At 60.4% G+C, this 16716-nt stretch carries 13 protein-coding genes; 11 read left to right on the top strand and 2 right to left on the bottom strand.

The window, feature by feature from the left end:
• Nucleotides 1-32: 32 nt before the first annotated feature.
• The 3 genes from galE (at nucleotide 33) to V6F91_RS05870 (ending at nucleotide 3733) form a co-directional block, all read left to right on the top strand.
• Nucleotides 33-1088, top strand: coding sequence for a UDP-glucose 4-epimerase GalE (gene galE / locus V6F91_RS05880; RefSeq protein WP_332762998.1), 1056 nt, complete (start codon nucleotides 33-35; stop codon nucleotides 1086-1088).
• Entirely contained in the window at nucleotides 1085-2587 is a 1503-nt protein-coding gene (locus V6F91_RS05875; protein ID WP_332762997.1) for a family 16 glycosylhydrolase, read from the top strand. Before galE ends, V6F91_RS05875 begins: the two co-directional genes overlap by 4 nt.
• Before the next feature lie 96 nt (nucleotides 2588-2683).
• A complete protein-coding gene (locus V6F91_RS05870) occupies nucleotides 2684-3733 on the top strand; it encodes an acyltransferase (RefSeq protein ID WP_332762996.1) in 1050 nt (349 codons plus the stop codon).
• 11 nt (nucleotides 3734-3744) lie between these two features.
• Here the strand turns inward: V6F91_RS05870 and V6F91_RS05865 are convergent, their stop codons facing one another.
• Nucleotides 3745-4644 (bottom strand): helix-turn-helix domain-containing protein, encoded by a 900-nt coding sequence (locus tag V6F91_RS05865; protein ID WP_332762995.1) that lies wholly within the window; start codon nucleotides 4642-4644, stop codon nucleotides 3745-3747.
• Nucleotides 4645-4806: 162 nt separating this feature from the next.
• Between V6F91_RS05865 and V6F91_RS05860 the strand changes: the two genes are divergently transcribed.
• From V6F91_RS05860 to V6F91_RS05840, 5 genes are all read left to right on the top strand, one after another.
• The gene (locus V6F91_RS05860) at nucleotides 4807-6165 is read left to right on the top strand and encodes a glutamine synthetase family protein (protein WP_332762994.1); all 1359 of its coding nucleotides are present in this window, start codon (nucleotides 4807-4809) and stop codon (nucleotides 6163-6165) included.
• A gap of 214 nt (nucleotides 6166-6379) precedes the next feature.
• Nucleotides 6380-7468: a polyamine ABC transporter substrate-binding protein gene (locus V6F91_RS05855; RefSeq protein WP_332762993.1), complete on the top strand. Its 1089-nt coding sequence runs from the start codon at nucleotides 6380-6382 to the stop codon at nucleotides 7466-7468.
• On the top strand, nucleotides 7465-8766 hold the full coding sequence (locus tag V6F91_RS05850) for an FAD-binding oxidoreductase (protein WP_332762992.1): 1302 nt from the start codon (nucleotides 7465-7467) through the stop codon (nucleotides 8764-8766). The genes V6F91_RS05855 and V6F91_RS05850 overlap by 4 nt, the downstream gene beginning before the upstream one ends.
• Nucleotides 8767-8995: 229 nt before the next feature.
• Nucleotides 8996-10651, top strand: coding sequence for an intermembrane transport protein PqiB (locus V6F91_RS05845; RefSeq protein WP_332762991.1), 1656 nt, complete (start codon nucleotides 8996-8998; stop codon nucleotides 10649-10651).
• A gap of 16 nt (nucleotides 10652-10667) precedes the next feature.
• Nucleotides 10668-11219, top strand: a complete 552-nt coding sequence (locus tag V6F91_RS05840) for a PqiC family protein (RefSeq protein ID WP_332762990.1) — start codon at nucleotides 10668-10670, stop codon at nucleotides 11217-11219.
• Between the two features lie 6 nt (nucleotides 11220-11225).
• Here V6F91_RS05840 and V6F91_RS05835 read toward each other — a convergent pair whose 3' ends face one another.
• Complete coding sequence (locus tag V6F91_RS05835; RefSeq protein WP_231990226.1) at nucleotides 11226-12071, bottom strand: site-specific integrase; 846 nt, start codon at nucleotides 12069-12071, stop codon at nucleotides 11226-11228.
• A 428-nt stretch (nucleotides 12072-12499) separates the two neighbouring features.
• On the opposite strand from V6F91_RS05835, the gene V6F91_RS05830 reads away from it, so the two are divergent.
• The 3 genes from V6F91_RS05830 to V6F91_RS05820 all read left to right on the top strand — a co-directional run bounded on the left by V6F91_RS05830 (nucleotide 12500) and on the right by V6F91_RS05820 (nucleotide 16713).
• Nucleotides 12500-13879 (top strand): UDP-glucose/GDP-mannose dehydrogenase family protein, encoded by a 1380-nt coding sequence (locus V6F91_RS05830; protein ID WP_332762989.1) that lies wholly within the window; start codon nucleotides 12500-12502, stop codon nucleotides 13877-13879.
• Between the two features lie 895 nt (nucleotides 13880-14774).
• Complete coding sequence (locus V6F91_RS05825; protein ID WP_332762988.1) at nucleotides 14775-15464, top strand: HPP family protein; 690 nt, start codon at nucleotides 14775-14777, stop codon at nucleotides 15462-15464.
• Between the two features lie 142 nt (nucleotides 15465-15606).
• On the top strand, nucleotides 15607-16713 hold the full coding sequence (locus V6F91_RS05820; protein ID WP_332762987.1) for an enoyl-CoA hydratase/isomerase family protein: 1107 nt from the start codon (nucleotides 15607-15609) through the stop codon (nucleotides 16711-16713).
• Nucleotides 16714-16716: the final 3 nt, after the last annotated feature.

Below are 16716 nucleotides of genomic sequence, written 5' to 3'. Positions count from 1 at the left end.
ATTCAGTCCACGAAAAACAGGAAGGCCCATCCATGCGTAAAACTACGTTGATTACTGGCGGCGCCGGTTACATCGGCTCGCACACCGCTTTGGCCCTGATCAATGCCGGACGTCACGTGCTGGTTCTCGACAACCTGTGCAACAGCAGTCGCGAGTGCATCAAGCGTCTGGAGCAGTTGACCCTGAGCCGGGTGGATTTCATCCGGGGCGATATTCGCGATGCGCATTTGCTCGACAACATCTTCGGCCGCTACGACATCGACGCCGTGGTGCATTTCGCCAGCCTCAAATCCGTTGCCGAAAGCGTGAGCAACCCGCTGGACTACTACGCCAACAACGTGGCCGGCACGCTGGAACTGTGCCGGGCGATGGCGCGCAACGAGGTGTTCAAACTGGTCTTCAGCTCTTCGGCTACGGTGTATGGCGATCCGGCGAGCACACCGATCTCAGAAGATTTCGGCACCGGCAAACCGGTCAACCCTTACGGCCGCAGCAAACTGATGATCGAGGAGCTGCTGACCGACCTGTGCCACTCCGATCCACGCTGGAGCATCGCCTTGCTGCGCTATTTCAATCCGATCGGTGCCCACGAAAGCGGGATGATCGGCGAAGATCCCAGCGGCCGGCCGAACAACCTGTTGCCTTGCCTGACCCAGGTCGCCATTGGCCGGATACCTGAGCTGACGGTGTTCGGCAGCGATTATCCGACCCTCGATGGCACCTGCGTGCGCGACTACATCCATGTCGTCGATCTTGCTATTGGTCACCTCAAGGCCCTGCTCAAGTTGCAGCAAACCAGCGGCGTCGATGTGTGGAACCTCGGCACCGGCGTCGGTTACAGCGTGCTGCAGATCATTCAGAGTTTCGAAGACATCACCGGCATCGCCATTCCCTATCGCTTTGCCCCGCGTCGCGAAGGTGACATCGCCAAGTGCTTTGCCGACCCCGGCAAGGCCGGGCGGGAATTGGGCTGGACCGCGCAACGCGATCTGCAACAGATGATCGTCGATGCCTGGCGCTGGCAGTCGTGCAATCCGCAGGGCTATCAGTCTTCGTTCAAGATCCCGGCGTTGAGTGTGGCCCGATGAAACTTCATGGCGTGTTGTTTCTCTGGTTGCTGGGGTTTGCCCTGGCCGGCAACGCCGCGCCAGCGCCGCCCGGTGTTCCCACCGCCGGGCTGGTGCTGTGGCTGGACGCGGCTGATGCGCAAAGCGTGCAGCTCGATGAGCAGAACCGCGTGCTGCGCTGGAAGGACAAGTCCGCCAGTGGCCATGATGCCAGCGCCGACAATCCCGGCGCGGCGCCACAGTGGTTGCCGGACGCAGTGAACGGTCGTGCCGTCGTGCGCTTCAACGGCGTCTCGGGTTTGCTCGGCAAGGCCATCCGCAGCGCCAAAGGTCCGGTGACGGTATTGGTGGTGTCGCGGCGCACGGCAGAACAAGCCGGGGCCGATGCCTGGCAACGCTTGTTCAGCTCACGCCCGCAAACCGCCAACAACGACAACGTCCTGCCGAATTTCGCCATCAGCCTGCGCGATGCTGCAGCGTATGCGACCAACGTTTCGGTGCTGGAGCTTTACGACGTGCCGATCGGCCCGTTTGGCATCGGCCGCAACGCCGTTGGCACGGCGGATAACTTTCGCGGCGACATCGCCGAAGTGCTGGTCTATGACCGTGCGTTTGCCTCGCTCGCCGACCGCCAGCAAGCCTTTCAGTACCTCGCAGACCGCTGGACCGTGGCGGTTCCGCCGATCGCTGATACCTGGACCCGGGTCGGTCCGCTCGGCGCTGTACCGAATCGGACGAACAGCAATCTGCCGCTGTCCGATCAGGCCAACAGCAGTCAGTGGGTACTTAACGACAAGCTGTCCGACGAGTTCAACGGCAGCACCCTCGACCGCACACGCTGGCACGTCAACCACGGCGTCGGCAACGAATCGCTCGGCCGCAAACCGGCGCTGTATACAGAGAAAAATGCCAGCGTCAGCAATGGTAACCTGAACATTGTCTTTCGCAAGGAAACCCTGCCGGAAAAGTACGTGAAACTCGGTTTCAAGGACTACACCTCCGCGATGGTCCGCACCCTTGAGAAGGGCTTGTTCGGCTATTACGAAGCGCGGGCGAAACCGATGAATTCCGCCGGCTCCAGCGCCTTCTGGCTGGCCTGGACGGGCATGGCCGACAATGCCACCGAAATCGACATTTTCGAAATCGCCGGCAAGACCAAGGACGGCAAACTGGACCGCTCGTACCACATGAACGCCCACCTCTGGGCCACACCGCAAAGCACCGAGCACATCGCCGATGGCAGCATCTGGGTCAGCCCATGGCGGCTGGCGGACGACTTTCACGTCTACGGCTTCGACTGGCAGCCCGACACGTTGCGCTGGTATGTCGATGGCGTGCTGGTGCGCGAATCGCGCAACAAACACTTCTTCTTCCCGATGGAAATCGTCTTCGACAGCGAGGCCATGTGGTCATGGTTTGGTGTTGTTGACGATGCCGACCTCCCCTCAACGTTCGAAGTCGACTACATCAAGATGTGGCAACGCCGTTCATCGCTGTCCCAGGCCGGGAGCACGCCATGAGCCGCCACTGCTGTTTCAGCTTGCGCCTTGGGTCGAACCTTGTTCGACAGAGCCGTCAGTTTTTGATCAGCGCTGATCAGTCCGGAGCGCATCTACATGAACAATCGACGGCTCAAGGAACTGGATTTACTGCGTTTTCTGGCGGCCCTTGCCGTGGTGTTCTTTCACTATGCGTTTCGCGGCTATGCCAAGGGCGATATGTCGGCGATGCCCTACCCGCTGCTGGCTGAGCCGGCCAAGTACGGCTATCTGGGCGTCGAGCTGTTTTTCATGATCAGCGGCTTCGTGATCCTGATGACCGCCTCCAGCAACAACCTCAAAGTGTTTTTCATTTCCCGTGTGGTGCGCCTTTGCCCGGCCTTCTGGGTGTGCTGCACGATCACCTTTCTGGTCATCCTCGCCGTTGGCCAGCCACGGTTCAGCGCTGATTTTTATCAATACGTGGTCAACATGGCGTTTCTCAGCGAGATGCTGAATGTCGAGCCCATCGACGGCGTGTACTGGTCGCTGTTTGTGGAGATCAAGTTCTACTTGATGATTTCCGTGCTGATGGCCTTGAAGAAAATCGACCGGATCGAGCCTTGCATGCTGGTCTGGTTGCTGATCTCTGCCGTCGCCGAGGGCCTGCAATTCGAAAAGCTGCGCTCGATGCTGATCACCGATTACGCCGCGTGGTTCATCGCCGGGGCCACGTTTTATCTGGCCTGGGCCAAGGGCTTCACACCGCTGCGGATTGTGCTGCTGGCGGGAGCACTGGCGCTGGCGATTTTCACGGCGGTGGTGTGGGCTGCATCGATCGAGAGCAAATATGCCACCGACTACGACCCGTTGATCATTTGCGCCGTGGTGGTGCTGTTCTTCGTGATTTTCCTGTTGATCGCGACCAACCGCATGTCCGCTCTGCAACGCTGGAACTGGACAGCGCTGGGCGTGCTGACTTATCCGCTGTACCTGCTGCATCAGATGATCGGTTTCATGATCTTCAACATCGCCTATCCGGCGATTGATCCGCACCTGCTGCTCTGGGGCACGGTGGCGTTCATGATCGGTGTGTCGTGGCTGATTCACGATCAGATCGAGAAACCCATGGCGCAATCGATAAAAAAGTCTCTGTCGATTTCCTTCAAACTGGTCAGGGCTGACTAGCCCACCCAGCGTCAGCCGCGCTTGAGCGTCTCGCTCGGCAGCTCTTTGAACAGCGCCCGATAGCTGCTGGAAAACCGCCCCAGATGCCAGAACGACCAGTGCATCGCCACCTCGGCCACGGTGGTTTCCGTCGGCCGGCGCCTGAGCAGTTCGCGGTGCGCGCTGTTCAACCGACGCAAGCGCAACCAGTGGCTTGGCGTCATCCCCGTGTAGGCCTTGAAGGCCTGTTGCAATTGCCGCAGCGACACCCCCGCCACCTGCGCCAGCTCGAGCAGATTGAGCGCATCTTCCGGCGAATCCGCCGCCCACTCCCCCACGCGTTTCATGATCATCCGTTCTTCGCCGCGCCGTTGCAGGCCGCTGCGATCGAGGCGCGCCTGTGCGTTGTCGAGAATGAACAGACAGTCTTCCAGAAGCTGTTGAGTCAGCGCCTCTTTGCTTTGCATATCAACGGCTTGCGACAACTTCGTGAGAGTCGAGCTTAACCAGCGGCTGAACAAGGCGTTCTGCCCGCAGGTGAGCGGCGCCATGAACAGCCCGTCGAATTTCGCCACGTCCAGCCCATGCTCACGAACGAATGCCGGGCCGAACACCACGGCAATTTCCTGGTAATTCTCCGGGGTGATCCAGATGTTGCGGCTCTCTTCGTTGAGCAGGTAGAGCGCGTTGTCGCTGCGATCAAAACAAAAGGCCAGAGCACCGGACGGCGCGCTGAAATTCTGCTCGACCCGGGTATTCATCTGCTCTTCGTAAACCTCGACACCCTGCAGATCGAGATAGCGGATCTGCCCGGCGAAATGCCCCGGCGACATCTGTTGGTAATGCTGGACCCAGCCCGGTGTGGCGCGCACTTGCTCGGCCACATCGGCGGTGTTGAAGGCTTGAACCTGAAGCGGATTGCACGTTGTCATGAGGTGACCTTGCGCACTCTTTTGGTGCGCTTGGGTGCTGCTTAAAGTGGATAGATGGATTCACCAGCCGCGCCCAAGATAGACGCCAACGCGCCACAGGGGAAGGGGCGGAAGATGAAACCCGCCCTCCCCGGCGTCTACAAAACCAATAACGAGGTCTCTATGAATGCCCCCTTCGATCAGCTGTTCACGTGGCTGAAAGATCACAAGATTACCGAAGTCGAATGCGTGGTCAGCGACCTGACCGGCATCGCCCGCGGCAAGATCGCACCGACCAACAAGTTCCTGCATGAGCGCGGCATGCGCCTGCCGGAAAGTGTGCTGCTGCAAACGGTAACCGGGGATTTTGTCGACGACGACATCTATTACGATCTGCTCGACCCTGCCGACATCGACATGGTCTGCAAGCCGGTGTCCGACGCTGTGTATGTGATCCCGTGGGCAATCGAGCCGACCGCTATCGTCATACATGACACCTTCGACAAGTTCGGCAATCCGATCGAACTGTCGCCGCGCAACGTGCTGAAGAAAGTCCTGCAGCTGTACACCGACAAAGGCTGGAAGCCGATTGTCGCGCCGGAAATGGAGTTCTACCTGACTCAGCGCTGCGAAGACCCGGACTTGCCACTGAAGGCACCGCTGGGCCGCTCCGGTCGGGCAGAAAGCGGCCGGCAGTCGTTTTCCATCGATGCCGCCAACGAATTCGACCCGCTGTTCGAAGACGTCTACGACTGGTGCGAACTGCAAGGTCTGGACCTCGACACGCTGATCCACGAAGACGGCCCGGCGCAGATGGAAATCAACTTCCGCCACGGCGACGCGCTGGACCTCGCCGACCAGATCACCGTGTTCAAACGCACCCTGCGCGAAGCGGCGCTCAAGCACAACGTCACCGCGACGTTCATGGCCAAACCGATCGGCGATGAGCCCGGCAGCGCCATGCACCTGCACCAGAGCGTGGTCGATATCGCCACCGGCCAGCCGATTTTCGCCAACGCCGACGGCAGCATGAGCGAGCTGTTCCGCCAGCACATCGGTGGTTTGCAGAAGTACATCCCTAAAGTGCTGCCAATGTTCGCGCCCAACGTGAACTCGTTCCGCCGCTTCCTGCCCGACACGTCGGCGCCGGTCAACGTTGAATGGGGTGAAGAGAACCGCACCGTAGGCCTGCGCGTGCCGACCTCGGGCCCGGAATCGATGCGCGTGGAAAACCGCCTGCCCGGCGCCGATGCCAACCCGTATCTGGCGATTGCCGCGAGCCTGCTCTGTGGATACCTGGGCATGGTCGAGAAGATTCAACCGAGCGCGGCAGTTGAAGGCCGGGCTTACGAGCGACGCAACCTGCGCCTGCCGATCACTATCGAAGAAGCGCTGACCCAGATGGAAGAATGCACCACCGTCGCCGAGTACCTGGGCATCAAGTTCGTGCGCGGCTACGTCGCGGTGAAACGCGCCGAACACGAAAACTTCAAGCGCGTGATCAGCTCGTGGGAGCGCGAGTTCCTCCTGCTGAGCGTCTGACTCACACCTGCACAACCCTTGTAGGAGCGAGCCTGCTCGCGATGGCGTCGGCACAACCCGCTACTCCCCAAAACCCTGTGGGAGCGAGCTTGCTCGCGATGGCGTCGGCACATCCAACATCAATGTCGCCTGCCCTACCGCTATCGCCAGCAGCCTCGCTCCCACATGAATCGTGTAACGCCCAAGAAATCCAACAATTTGAAGAGGTGTCGATATGCGTCTGTTGAAATCCGTACTCCCGGTTGCACTGAGCGTTGTGTTCAGCGCCGTGGCGCAAGCCCAACCGCAGGTCAGCGTCTACAACTGGACCGACTACATCGGCGAAACCACCCTCGCCGACTTCCAGAGCCAAACCGGGATCAAAGTCATCTACGACGTGTTCGATTCCAACGAAACCCTCGAAGGCAAGCTGCTCGCCGGACGCACCGGCTACGACGTGGTGGTGCCGTCCAACCACTTCCTCGCACGCCAGGTGAAGGCCGGCGCTTTCCTCAAGCTCGATCGCTCGCAACTGCCAAACTGGAAAAATCTCGATCCGAAACTGCTCGAACTGCTGGAGAAAAACGATCCGGGCAACGCGCATTCAGTGCCATACCTGTGGGGCACCAATGGCATCGGCTACAACGTCGACAAGGTCAAGCAAGTGCTGGGTATCGACCACATCGACTCGTGGGCCGTGCTGTTCGAGCCGGAAAACCTGAAGAAACTCAGCGCCTGCGGGGTGTCAATGATGGATTCCGCCGACGAGGTGTTCCCCGCCGTGCTCAACTACATGGGCATGGACCCGCGCAGCGAAAACCCCGAAGACTACAAAAAGGCTGAAGCCAAGCTGCTGAGCATTCGCCCGTACATCACCTATTTCCATTCCTCGAAGTACGTTTCCGATCTGGCCAACGGCGATATCTGCGTGGCGTTCGGTTATTCCGGCGATGTGTTCCAGGCGGCCAACCGCGCCAAGGAAGCCAACAACGGCGTGAACATCGCTTATGCCATTCCCAAGGAAGGCTCAAACCTGTGGTTTGACCTGCTCGCGATCCCGGCCGACGCCAGTAACGCCAAGCAAGCCCACGCGTTCATCAATTACCTGCTCGATCCGCAGGTGATCGCCAAGGTCAGCGCCGCGGTCGGTTACGCCAACCCGAACCCGGCCGCCAAGCCGTTCATGGACCAGGAACTGGTCAACAACCCCGAGGTTTATCCGCCGCAAGCGGTGCTCGACAAGCTCTACATTTCCTCGACGCCACCGCAGGCGATCATGCGGCTGATGACACGTTCGTGGAGCAAAGTGAAGTCGAACAAATGAATCAGTACAGCCAGGAACACGCGCGCTCCTATTACGCCGCATCGGCGCGAGCGGGTATCGATTACCCGATTCTCGAAGAAGATCTGAGCGCTGATGTCTGCGTAATCGGCGGCGGCTTCACCGGGGTCAACACCGCGATCGAACTGGCACAGCGCGGGCTTTCGGTGATTCTGCTCGAGGCGCGGCGAATCGGCTGGGGCGCCAGCGGGCGTAATGGCGGTCAGTTGATTCGCGGAATCGGCCATGACGTTTCGGGTTTCGCTAAACACGTCGGTGAGGAAGGCGTGACGTATTTGCAACGCGCGGGCGTCGATTCGGTGGATCTGGTGCGCCAGCGTATCGTTGATCATCAGATCGACTGCGATTTGCGCTGGGGCTTCTGTGAACTGGCCAATACCCGCGCGCAGTTTGCTGCGTTTGAGGCGGAACAGGCTGAACTCGACAAACTCGGCTATGCCCATGAAACCCGTCTGGTCGGCCCTGTGCAGATTCGTCAGCAAGTGGTCAACGCCGAAGGTTATGCCGGTGGCTTGGTCGATATGGGTTCCGGGCATCTGCATCCGCTTGATCTGGTGCAAGGCGAGGCTCGTCTGGCGGCAGCGCTAGGTGTGCGGGTTTTCGAGCAGAGCCCTGTGCTGGAAATCGTCCATGGCCCAACCGTGCAGGTGCGCTGCGCGGGCGGCACGGTGCGCGCCGGCAGTCTGGTGCTCGGCTGCAATGCGCATCTCGATGAGCTGGAACAGCAGCTCAGCGGCAAGGTGCTGCCGGCAGGCAGTTACATCATCGCCACCGAGCCGTTGTCCGCCGCACGTGCTGCACAGCTGATCCCGCAGAACCTGGCGCTGTGCGACCAGAAAGTCGGCCTCGATTACTACCGGCTCTCCGCCGACCGGCGTTTGCTGTTTGGCGGCGCCTGTCACTATTCCGGGCGCGATCCGGTGGATATCGCCGCGTATATGCGACCGAAGCTGCTCAAGGTTTTCCCGCAATTGGCTGATGTGCGCATCGATTATCAATGGGGCGGCAAGATCGGCATCACTGCCAATCGCTTCCCGCAGGTCGGCCGCCTCCAGCAACAGCCGAACGTGTTTTATGCGCAGGGTTATTCCGGGCACGGCCTCAACGTCACTCACTGGTGCGCGAAACTGCTCGGCGAGGCGATCCACGCCGGACACAGCCAAGGCCTCGACGTGTTCAGCCGCGTGCCGCACATGACCTTCCCCGGCGGCCCGGCGCTGCGCTCGCCGCTGCTGGCATTGGGGATGTTCTGGTATCGGCTGCGGGAAATGGTGGGCTGAAACCCTGCTGGCGATGGCGGTGGATCTGTTGAGAGGTTTGTGGCTGACAGACCGCTATCGCGAGCAGGCGCGCTCCCACAGGGAATCGGGGGTTGCCTGGGTTATGTGTTCATCACAGGGGCTGGGGGGAATTGGCTATTTCGGTTTGCTCTATCGCAAGGCACTTCTATATTGATGAAGTGCTTTGCGTTCCTGACGCTCAGTGCCCATTGAATTGAGGAGGACATGGATGAAGTCGTCAGCCAGCGACGAACCACGAGCACCCGGTCAGGCCCCGATCAAGACCCGCCGTTTCGGCGTTTCCCTGGTATGGATCGTGCCCATTGTGGCCGTCCTTGTGGGCATCTCGCTGGTGGTGCACAACATCCTCCAGGAAGGCCCGACCATCACTGTCACCTTCAAGACCGGTGACGGCCTTACCGCCAACAAGACCGAAGTGCGCTACCGCAACGTGGTCATCGGGCATGTCTCGGATGTTGAACTGGCTGACGATCACAAAAACGTCAACGCCACGATCAAACTCGCCAAACAGGCCGAAAGCTTTACCCGCGAAGACTCGCAATTCTGGGTGGTGCGCCCGCGCATCGGCGCCGGCGGTGTGTCCGGGATCGACACCCTGCTCTCCGGTGACTACATTGGCGCCGACATCGGTCAGGCGAACAACCGCGCCAAGCACTTCACCGGTCTGGAAAACCCGCCGCCGATCACCTACGGCGAGCCGGGCAAACGCTTCACCCTGCACGCGCCGGACCTCGGATCACTGGACATTGGCTCGCCGGTCTACTACCGCAAGATTCCCGTCGGCCAAGTGGTGTCGTATGCGCTGGATGCCGATGGCAAAGGCGTCAACATCGAAGTGTTCATCAACTCACCCAACGACGCCTACGTCACCGAGAACACGCGGTTCTGGAACGCCAGCGGCATTGACGTGAATGTCGGAGCAAACGGCTTTGCGGTGAAAACCGAATCGCTGTCGACCCTGCTGGTCGGTGGCATCGCCTTCCGCGCGCCGGATTACAGCCCCAATGACACCACCGCCGCTGAAGACAAGGATTTCGAGCTGTTCGCCGATCAGACCACTGCCCTCGCCCCACCCAATGGCAAGGCGCAATACCTGACCCTGCGTTTCGATCAGGCCCTGCGCGGGCTCAAGGTCGACGCACCGGTGGAATTCCTGGGCGTTGAAATCGGCCGCGTAGTCGGCGTCAATCTGGACTTTGACGAGGTCAAGCGAACCTTTCCGGTGAACGTTGGCATCGTTATTTATCCGCAACGACTGGGTCGGGCCCACGCGAAAATCCTCAAGACCTACAAGGGCGACGAAAACGACGAAGCCACCGGTGCGCGGCTGATCGGCACGTTCATCGAAAACGGCCTGCGCGCGCAGGCGCGCAACGGCAACCTGCTCACCGGGCAGCTGTACATCTCGCTGGATTTCTACCCGAAAGCGCCGAAAGTCGCCTTCGATCCGACGGCCCGGCCGATCAGCATCCCGAGCGTCCCTGGCAGTCTCGAGCAGTTGCAGGAAAAACTCGAAGCGATGGTCAACAAGATCAACGCATTGCCGGTGGAACGCATCGCCAGCAACCTCGACAGCAATCTGGTCGAGCTGCGCAAAGGCCTGAGCCAGTTCAACGCCAAGACCTTGCCGAGCGTGCAAAGCACCCTTGCCGACGTGAGCAAGACCTTGCAGTCGGCCAATTCGACCCTTGCCGAAGATTCGCCGCAACGCGAACAACTGGGGCAGACCCTCGACGAACTCGGACGCATGTCGCGCTCCCTGCGTGAGCTGTCGGATTACCTTGGCCGGCATCCGGAATCGCTGATCCGCGGGCGGCCCGACAATGCCGCTCCGCTGGACCTCAAAGGACCGCCACGCAATTGAGCACAGGAGCTAACTCATGGCTTTACCGCTGAAGATCACCGTGCTCGCTGCTTTCATGTTGCTGGGCGCCTGCCGCAGCGACCCGATCAGCTTTCATACGCTGACCCCGGTGCATCAAGGCGCCGGGCGCAGTGGTGCGGAAATTGCCATCGAGAGCATCAGCGTGCCGCCACAGGTCGATCGGCCGCAAATCGTCATCCGCGAAGGCAACAGCGGCCTGGCGATTCTCGAAACCGATTGGTGGGGCGCCAGCCTGATCGATGAGCTACGCAGCGCCTTGCTCGATCAGTTGAGTAGTGGCGCGGGCCAGCAACGCGCGTCTGTGCGCGTCGAAGTGCAGCGCTTCGACTCGATTCCCGGCCAATACGCGTTGATGGACGTGAAATGGCGGCTACGTGCGATGGGCGATCCGGATGCCGAACTGCTGACCTGTCGCTCGATACTGCAAACGCCGTCGGGGCCGAGCATCGAGGAACTGGTGACCGCGCAGCAGAATAACGTCAAACGTCTGGCCGCGCAGATCACTCAGGCCGCCAGCAATTCGCGCGGTTGCCCGGCCTCGAACTGACTCGGCTCACAGATCGAAACGATCCACCGCCCGCCGCCGCTCGTTGTCATCGCGCACGTCGTAGTTGGCGGTGGTCTGGATGTTGCTGTGATGCGCCAGTTTCTGCGCGATCGACAGGTCGTGTTCTTCGATAACCCGCGTGATGAATGAACGACGGAAATCGTGCGGCATGATCTTCACCCCGACCTGCGTGCCACGCTGACGGGCGATGTAGTAGATCGCATGCTTGGTGATGCGCTCGCGGGTGATGTGGTTGCCGCGGCGGATCCGGTTGAACAGAAATGCATCATCGCTCTCGCCTTCCTTGAGTTGCGAGCGGCGCAGTTCCAGCCAGGCATTGAGTTTGGCGAACGCCCAGGTCGGCGCGTACTTGATCAGTTGTTTATTGCCTTTGCCGGTGACGGTCAGGCTGCGCTCGCTGAAGTCGACCTGGTTCAGGTCCAGATCCACCGACTCCGATTTGCGCATGCCGGTGCCATACAGCAGCGCGATGACGGCGGCGTCGCGCAGCCCTTGCGGACGTGGATCAGCGGCGCAGACTTCCATCAATTCGTGGATCAGCGTGCGCTTGAGGTTGCGCCCCTGGGACAGGCGCGTGCCGGCGATCGCCTTCACCGAACGCATCTTCAACAGATGATCCTGACTGATCAGGCTCATGCGCCAGGCTTCGTTCATCACCCCGCGCACAGCGTTCACGTACAGCGAAGAAGTGTTCGGCGCGTAGCCGTCTTCGCGCAACGCCGCGACCAGCGCCACGACGTCTTCCGGTTGCAGGCCGTGCCATGGAATGTCTTCGATGTCCACGTCCTCGAAGCCGAGGCGATCGGCCGCGTCCTGCAAGACGTAGCGCATGGTCAGCTGGCTGGAAGGCGCCAGGCGCGTCAGGTAAAGCGTCAGTGGATTAGTGGTGGACGCGGTGGATTCAGTACTCGACAAGTCAATCAAACGAAACGGCCTTGGTAAAAAAACAGTTCAACAAAACGACACGATGACAAAAACGGGCAAGTGCCGGGCTGCCCCAAAAAAAGGCCTACAACCTGCCGCCCGACCGCGTGAAAGTCAATCAGGCATTCCCTTGCCGGCCGCCCAACCTTTTGAATTTCGGTGCTTTTCAGACAACCGGGTGCTGGCATTGAGCCTGCGCCGAGTGAAGGGCCATCAGCGTCGCCGGCCTATCCGCGCCCGGGAAGTCACGTTCCACAAACAGTAGGCAAATTGAAACATGCCCTTGCCTATCCTGACCTTACGTCATGAACACCCGTCCGGCTCAGGAGTGTCCTATGAAAATCACGGTCTTTGGCAGCGGTTACGTGGGTCTGGTGCAAGCGGCGGTATTGGCCGAGGTGGGCCATGAGGTCATATGCATGGACGTCGATCAGAACAAAATCGAGCAGTTGCGCCAAGGCCACGTCAGCATCTTTGAGCCGGGGCTGGCGAACCTGGTGCGCGAGGGCCTGGACGCCAAACGCCTGCACTTCACCACTGATGAAAAACTCGCCGTGCAGCACGGTCGGGTGGCTTTCATCGCGGTGGGCACACCTTCGCGTGAAGATGGCTCGGCGGACTTGCGTTACGTGCTCTCGGTAGGCGATGCGATTGCCCTGCACCGCGAGCAACCGTTGATCGTGGTGGAGAAGTCCACAGTGCCAGTGGGCACCGGCGACACCTTGCGCGCGCACATCGAGAAAGCCCTGATCAGGGTGGGCCGGCTGCTGCAGTTCGATATCGTCTCCAACCCGGAATTCCTCAAGGAAGGCTCGGCCGTTGCCGATTGCCGCCGCCCGGACCGAATCATCATCGGCTGCGAAGGCAACGAAGTGCGCGATGTGATGCGCGATCTGTATGCGCCGTTCAACCGCAACCATGACCGCATCCTGTTCATGGACCTGCGCAGCGCCGAACTGACCAAATACGCCGCCAACTGCATGCTCGCGACCAAGATCAGCTTCATCAACCAGATTGCCGAACTCGCCGAACATCTGGGCGCCGACATCGAAGCGGTGCGCCAGGGCATCGGCGCAGACTCGCGCATCGGCTATCACTTCATCTATCCGGGCTGCGGCTATGGCGGCTCGTGCTTTCCCAAGGACATGCGCGCGCTGATCCACAGCGCCGAACAAGCGCACTGCTCCAGCGACTTGCTGCAAGCGGTCGAAGCGATCAACCAGCGCCAGAAGCACAAGCTGTTCGAGCGCATCAACGCCTTCTACCAAGGCGACTTGCGCGGCAAGACCTTCGCTCTGTGGGGCCTGGCGTTCAAACCCAACACCGACGACATGCGCGACGCGCCGAGCCGGGTCCTGCTCGAAGCGTTGTGGGCAGCCGGCGCCAGCGTCCGCGCCTTCGACCCCGAAGCCATGCAGCAAACCCAGAACCTCTACCCCGACGAAGCGAAACTGCTACTGATGGGTACCCCCGAATCAGTCCTCCCCGGCGCCGACGCCCTGATCATCTGCACCGAATGGCAACCCTTCAAAGCCCCGGACTTCGACCTGATCAAACAACGCCTCAACAGCCCGGTGATCTTCGACGGCCGCAACCTCTACGACCCCGAACGCCTGGCCCGCAACGGCTTCCATTACTTCGCCATGGGCCGCGGAGCGTCACGGCAACTGCCGATCCCGCTGCAACAATGGCCGCGTGCGTCGGATGTGGCGTGAGCCGTCCTGTTTATGCGCAGTCTTTTCAGGCTCATTCCAGACAGACAAAGCCAACCCTCACCCTAGCCCTCTCCCGGAGGGAGAGGGGACTGACCGAGGCGGATGCCAGAGGTACGCCGACGTGCGATACCGAGTCGTACGCGATTTTCAAAAATCAAAAGCCCCTCACCCTAGCCCTCTCCCGGAGGGAGAGGGAACTGATCGTGGTGGATGTTAGAGGCACGCCGACGTGCGATACCGAGTCGTACGCGATTTCAAAGCAAAGCAGATCGGCTCCCTCTCCTCGGGGAGAGGGCTGGGGTGAGGGGCGAATCCACCACCAATCCCAAGCCAACCACCCGCTTCTAACCACTCAACAATGAGCGTTAGCTCGAGTGCTTTTGATCTTGATCCACCGGCGACATCGGAAGGCTGAGTGGAGGGATCGATCCGGGCGTGGGAGCGCAGCGACCGTACGACGCAGTCGTACACAGCGGAAGTAGGTGCAGCGAAGCAAACCGTAGCCGCTGCGCCCGGATCGATCCCGCAGCGAAGGGACCCGAGCCTGCGAGGGCCGTACGTAGGAGCAAAGCGTTTTGGGTTACCTTTTTGGCGTTTGAAAAAGGTGACCCGCCGTAAGGGCGGAACCCTGAGTGGCCGTGACCGCAGCAACGGATATGTACCCAAAATAAACCAGCGCTAAAAAACACAGGATCGCCCAACCGCAGGGGCGCCGAGCCGCTTCAATTCAAAATTAATGCACTAAATCTGCATTAATATGAATTTGTCAGCATCGACTTTGCCCGGCACACTGTGCACGTTCCTCCCCCAATGTTGGAACGCTTCGAGGGCTTTCCGGGTATGCCGGACAAGTCCTTTTTTTTGTCCCGAATTTGCTGCAAAGGATCGGATTCACATGCTCGCTCGCTGGTTGCCCGCCGCTATCAACACCCGTCCCACCGAATGGAGCCGTGCCGCCATCGGCATGGCGCTGGGGACGTTGTTCAGTGTCTGGATGTGCGCACAGGTTTTCGGCCATGACGTTGCCTATCACCTGATCGGCCCGCTCGGCGCATCGGCAGTGCTGCTGTTCGCTGTGTCCTCGGGCGCCCTCGCCCAGCCTTGGTCGATTCTCGGCGGTTACCTGTGTGCCGGTGTCGTTGCGCTGCTGGTCGCGCATGTCCTCGGCCGCACCCTTGGCAGTGCCTGCCTGGCGGCGGGCATGGCGCTGATTCTGATGTGCTGGCTGCGTTGCCTGCATCCACCGGCCGGTGCCCTCGCGCTGACACTGGTATTGGCCGACCCTGCGACCATTGCCATGGACTGGAACGCCATGGGACCGGTCATGCTCGGCGCGGTGTGCATGCTCGCCAGCGCCCTCGCCTACAACAACCTGACCCGCATCCGCTACCCGAAACGCCCGGCAGAACCGGCGCCGCTGGTAACACCGGTCGACAGCCTTGCCATCACCGCCGAGGACCTGAAACTGGCGCTGGCGGAAATGGAGGCGTTTATCGATGTCACCCCGGAAGACCTTGAGCGTCTGGTGCATGTCAGTGAGCTGTACGCCAAGCGCCGCAGCATCGGGGAAGTTTTTTCCAAGTAATTTTTCGCGGTTCGGCTAAGGTAAAAACGCAAACAGCGCCTGCACATATCCGGGTTGTACAGGGCAAATTTGCACTGTTACGATCGGCTACTGCCCGTGCGCGGGCATTTCGAATAAAGACAATAAAAGCAGGGAGTTACAGATGACAGCTCAGGCTTCATCCCAACGGACCCCGTCCATGGATACCACGCAGAACGAAGTGCTGGCCGAAGTGCGCAACCACATTGGTCACCTGACCCTGAACCGCCCCGCCGGCCTCAACGCCATCACCCTCGACATGGTCCGTCAGCTGCAACAGCAGCTCGATGCCTGGGCCACCGATGCCAACGTGCACGCGATTGTTCTGCGCGGTGCCGGCGAAAAAGCCTTCTGCGCCGGCGGTGACATCCGTTCGCTGTACGACAGTTCCAAAAGCGGCGACACGCTGCATGAAGATTTCTTCGTCGAGGAATACGCCCTCGACCTGACCCTGCATCACTACCGCAAACCGGTCCTGGCGCTGATGGACGGTTTCGTCCTCGGCGGTGGCATGGGCCTGGTGCAAGGCGCCGATTTACGTGTGGTCACCGAGAAAAGCCGCCTGGCGATGCCGGAAGTGGCGATCGGCTATTTCCCCGACGTCGGCGGCAGTTATTTCCTCTCGCGCATCCCCGGCGAACTGGGGATATACCTGGGCGTCAGCGGCGTGCAGATTCGCGCGGCCGATGCGCTGTATTGCGGCTTGGCCGACTGGTATCTGGACAGCAGCAAACTGGCCTTGCTTGACGAAAGACTCGACCAGATGGAATGGCAGGACACGCCGCTAAAAGCGCTGCAGAACCTGCTCGCCAAGCACGCCGTACAAACCTTGCCTGATGCGCCGCTGCAAGCCCTGCGCCCGGCCATCGATCACTTTTTTGCCCTGCCGGATGTACCGAGCATGGTCGAGCAAATGCGTGAGGTCACTGTCGCCAATAGCCATGATTGGGCGCTGACCACCGCTGATCTGCTGGAAACCCGCTCGCCACTGGCCATGGCCGTGACGCTGGAGATGCTCCGCCGTGGCCGTCAGCTGAGTCTGGAACATTGCTTTGCGCTGGAACTGCATCTGGATCGCCAATGGTTTGCCCGTGGCGATCTGATCGAAGGCGTGCGTGCGCTGCTGATCGATAAAGACAAGACACCGCGCTGGAATCCGCCAACCCTCGCCGAGCTCGACGCTGCGCACGTCGCGAGTTTTTTCCACGGTTTTGATGAGAGCGGGAGCTGAGTC

Source organism: Pseudomonas koreensis (assembly GCF_036668835.1).
Classification (GTDB): domain Bacteria; phylum Pseudomonadota; class Gammaproteobacteria; order Pseudomonadales; family Pseudomonadaceae; genus Aquipseudomonas; species Aquipseudomonas koreensis_I.
The sequence above is the reverse complement of the archived record's forward strand: the minus strand, read 5'-3'. Positions and strand labels throughout refer to the sequence as shown.

Excerpts from the sequence above, each read along its gene's own strand:
- galE (WP_332762998.1), top strand. The coding sequence starts at position 33 with ATGCGTAAAACTACGTTGATTACTGGCGGCGCCGGTTACATCGGCTCG.
- V6F91_RS05875 (WP_332762997.1), top strand. The coding sequence starts at position 1,085 with ATGAAACTTCATGGCGTGTTGTTTCTCTGGTTGCTGGGGTTTGCCCTG.
- V6F91_RS05870 (WP_332762996.1), top strand. The coding sequence starts at position 2,684 with ATGAACAATCGACGGCTCAAGGAACTGGATTTACTGCGTTTTCTGGCG.
- V6F91_RS05865 (WP_332762995.1), bottom strand. The coding sequence starts at position 4,644 with ATGACAACGTGCAATCCGCTTCAGGTTCAAGCCTTCAACACCGCCGAT.
- V6F91_RS05860 (WP_332762994.1), top strand. The coding sequence starts at position 4,807 with ATGAATGCCCCCTTCGATCAGCTGTTCACGTGGCTGAAAGATCACAAG.
- V6F91_RS05855 (WP_332762993.1), top strand. The coding sequence starts at position 6,380 with ATGCGTCTGTTGAAATCCGTACTCCCGGTTGCACTGAGCGTTGTGTTC.
- V6F91_RS05850 (WP_332762992.1), top strand. The coding sequence starts at position 7,465 with ATGAATCAGTACAGCCAGGAACACGCGCGCTCCTATTACGCCGCATCG.
- V6F91_RS05845 (WP_332762991.1), top strand. The coding sequence starts at position 8,996 with ATGAAGTCGTCAGCCAGCGACGAACCACGAGCACCCGGTCAGGCCCCG.
- V6F91_RS05840 (WP_332762990.1), top strand. The coding sequence starts at position 10,668 with ATGGCTTTACCGCTGAAGATCACCGTGCTCGCTGCTTTCATGTTGCTG.
- V6F91_RS05835 (WP_231990226.1), bottom strand. The coding sequence starts at position 12,071 with ATGCGCTACGTCTTGCAGGACGCGGCCGATCGCCTCGGCTTCGAGGAC.
- V6F91_RS05830 (WP_332762989.1), top strand. The coding sequence starts at position 12,500 with ATGAAAATCACGGTCTTTGGCAGCGGTTACGTGGGTCTGGTGCAAGCG.
- V6F91_RS05825 (WP_332762988.1), top strand. The coding sequence starts at position 14,775 with ATGCTCGCTCGCTGGTTGCCCGCCGCTATCAACACCCGTCCCACCGAA.
- V6F91_RS05820 (WP_332762987.1), top strand. The coding sequence starts at position 15,607 with ATGACAGCTCAGGCTTCATCCCAACGGACCCCGTCCATGGATACCACG.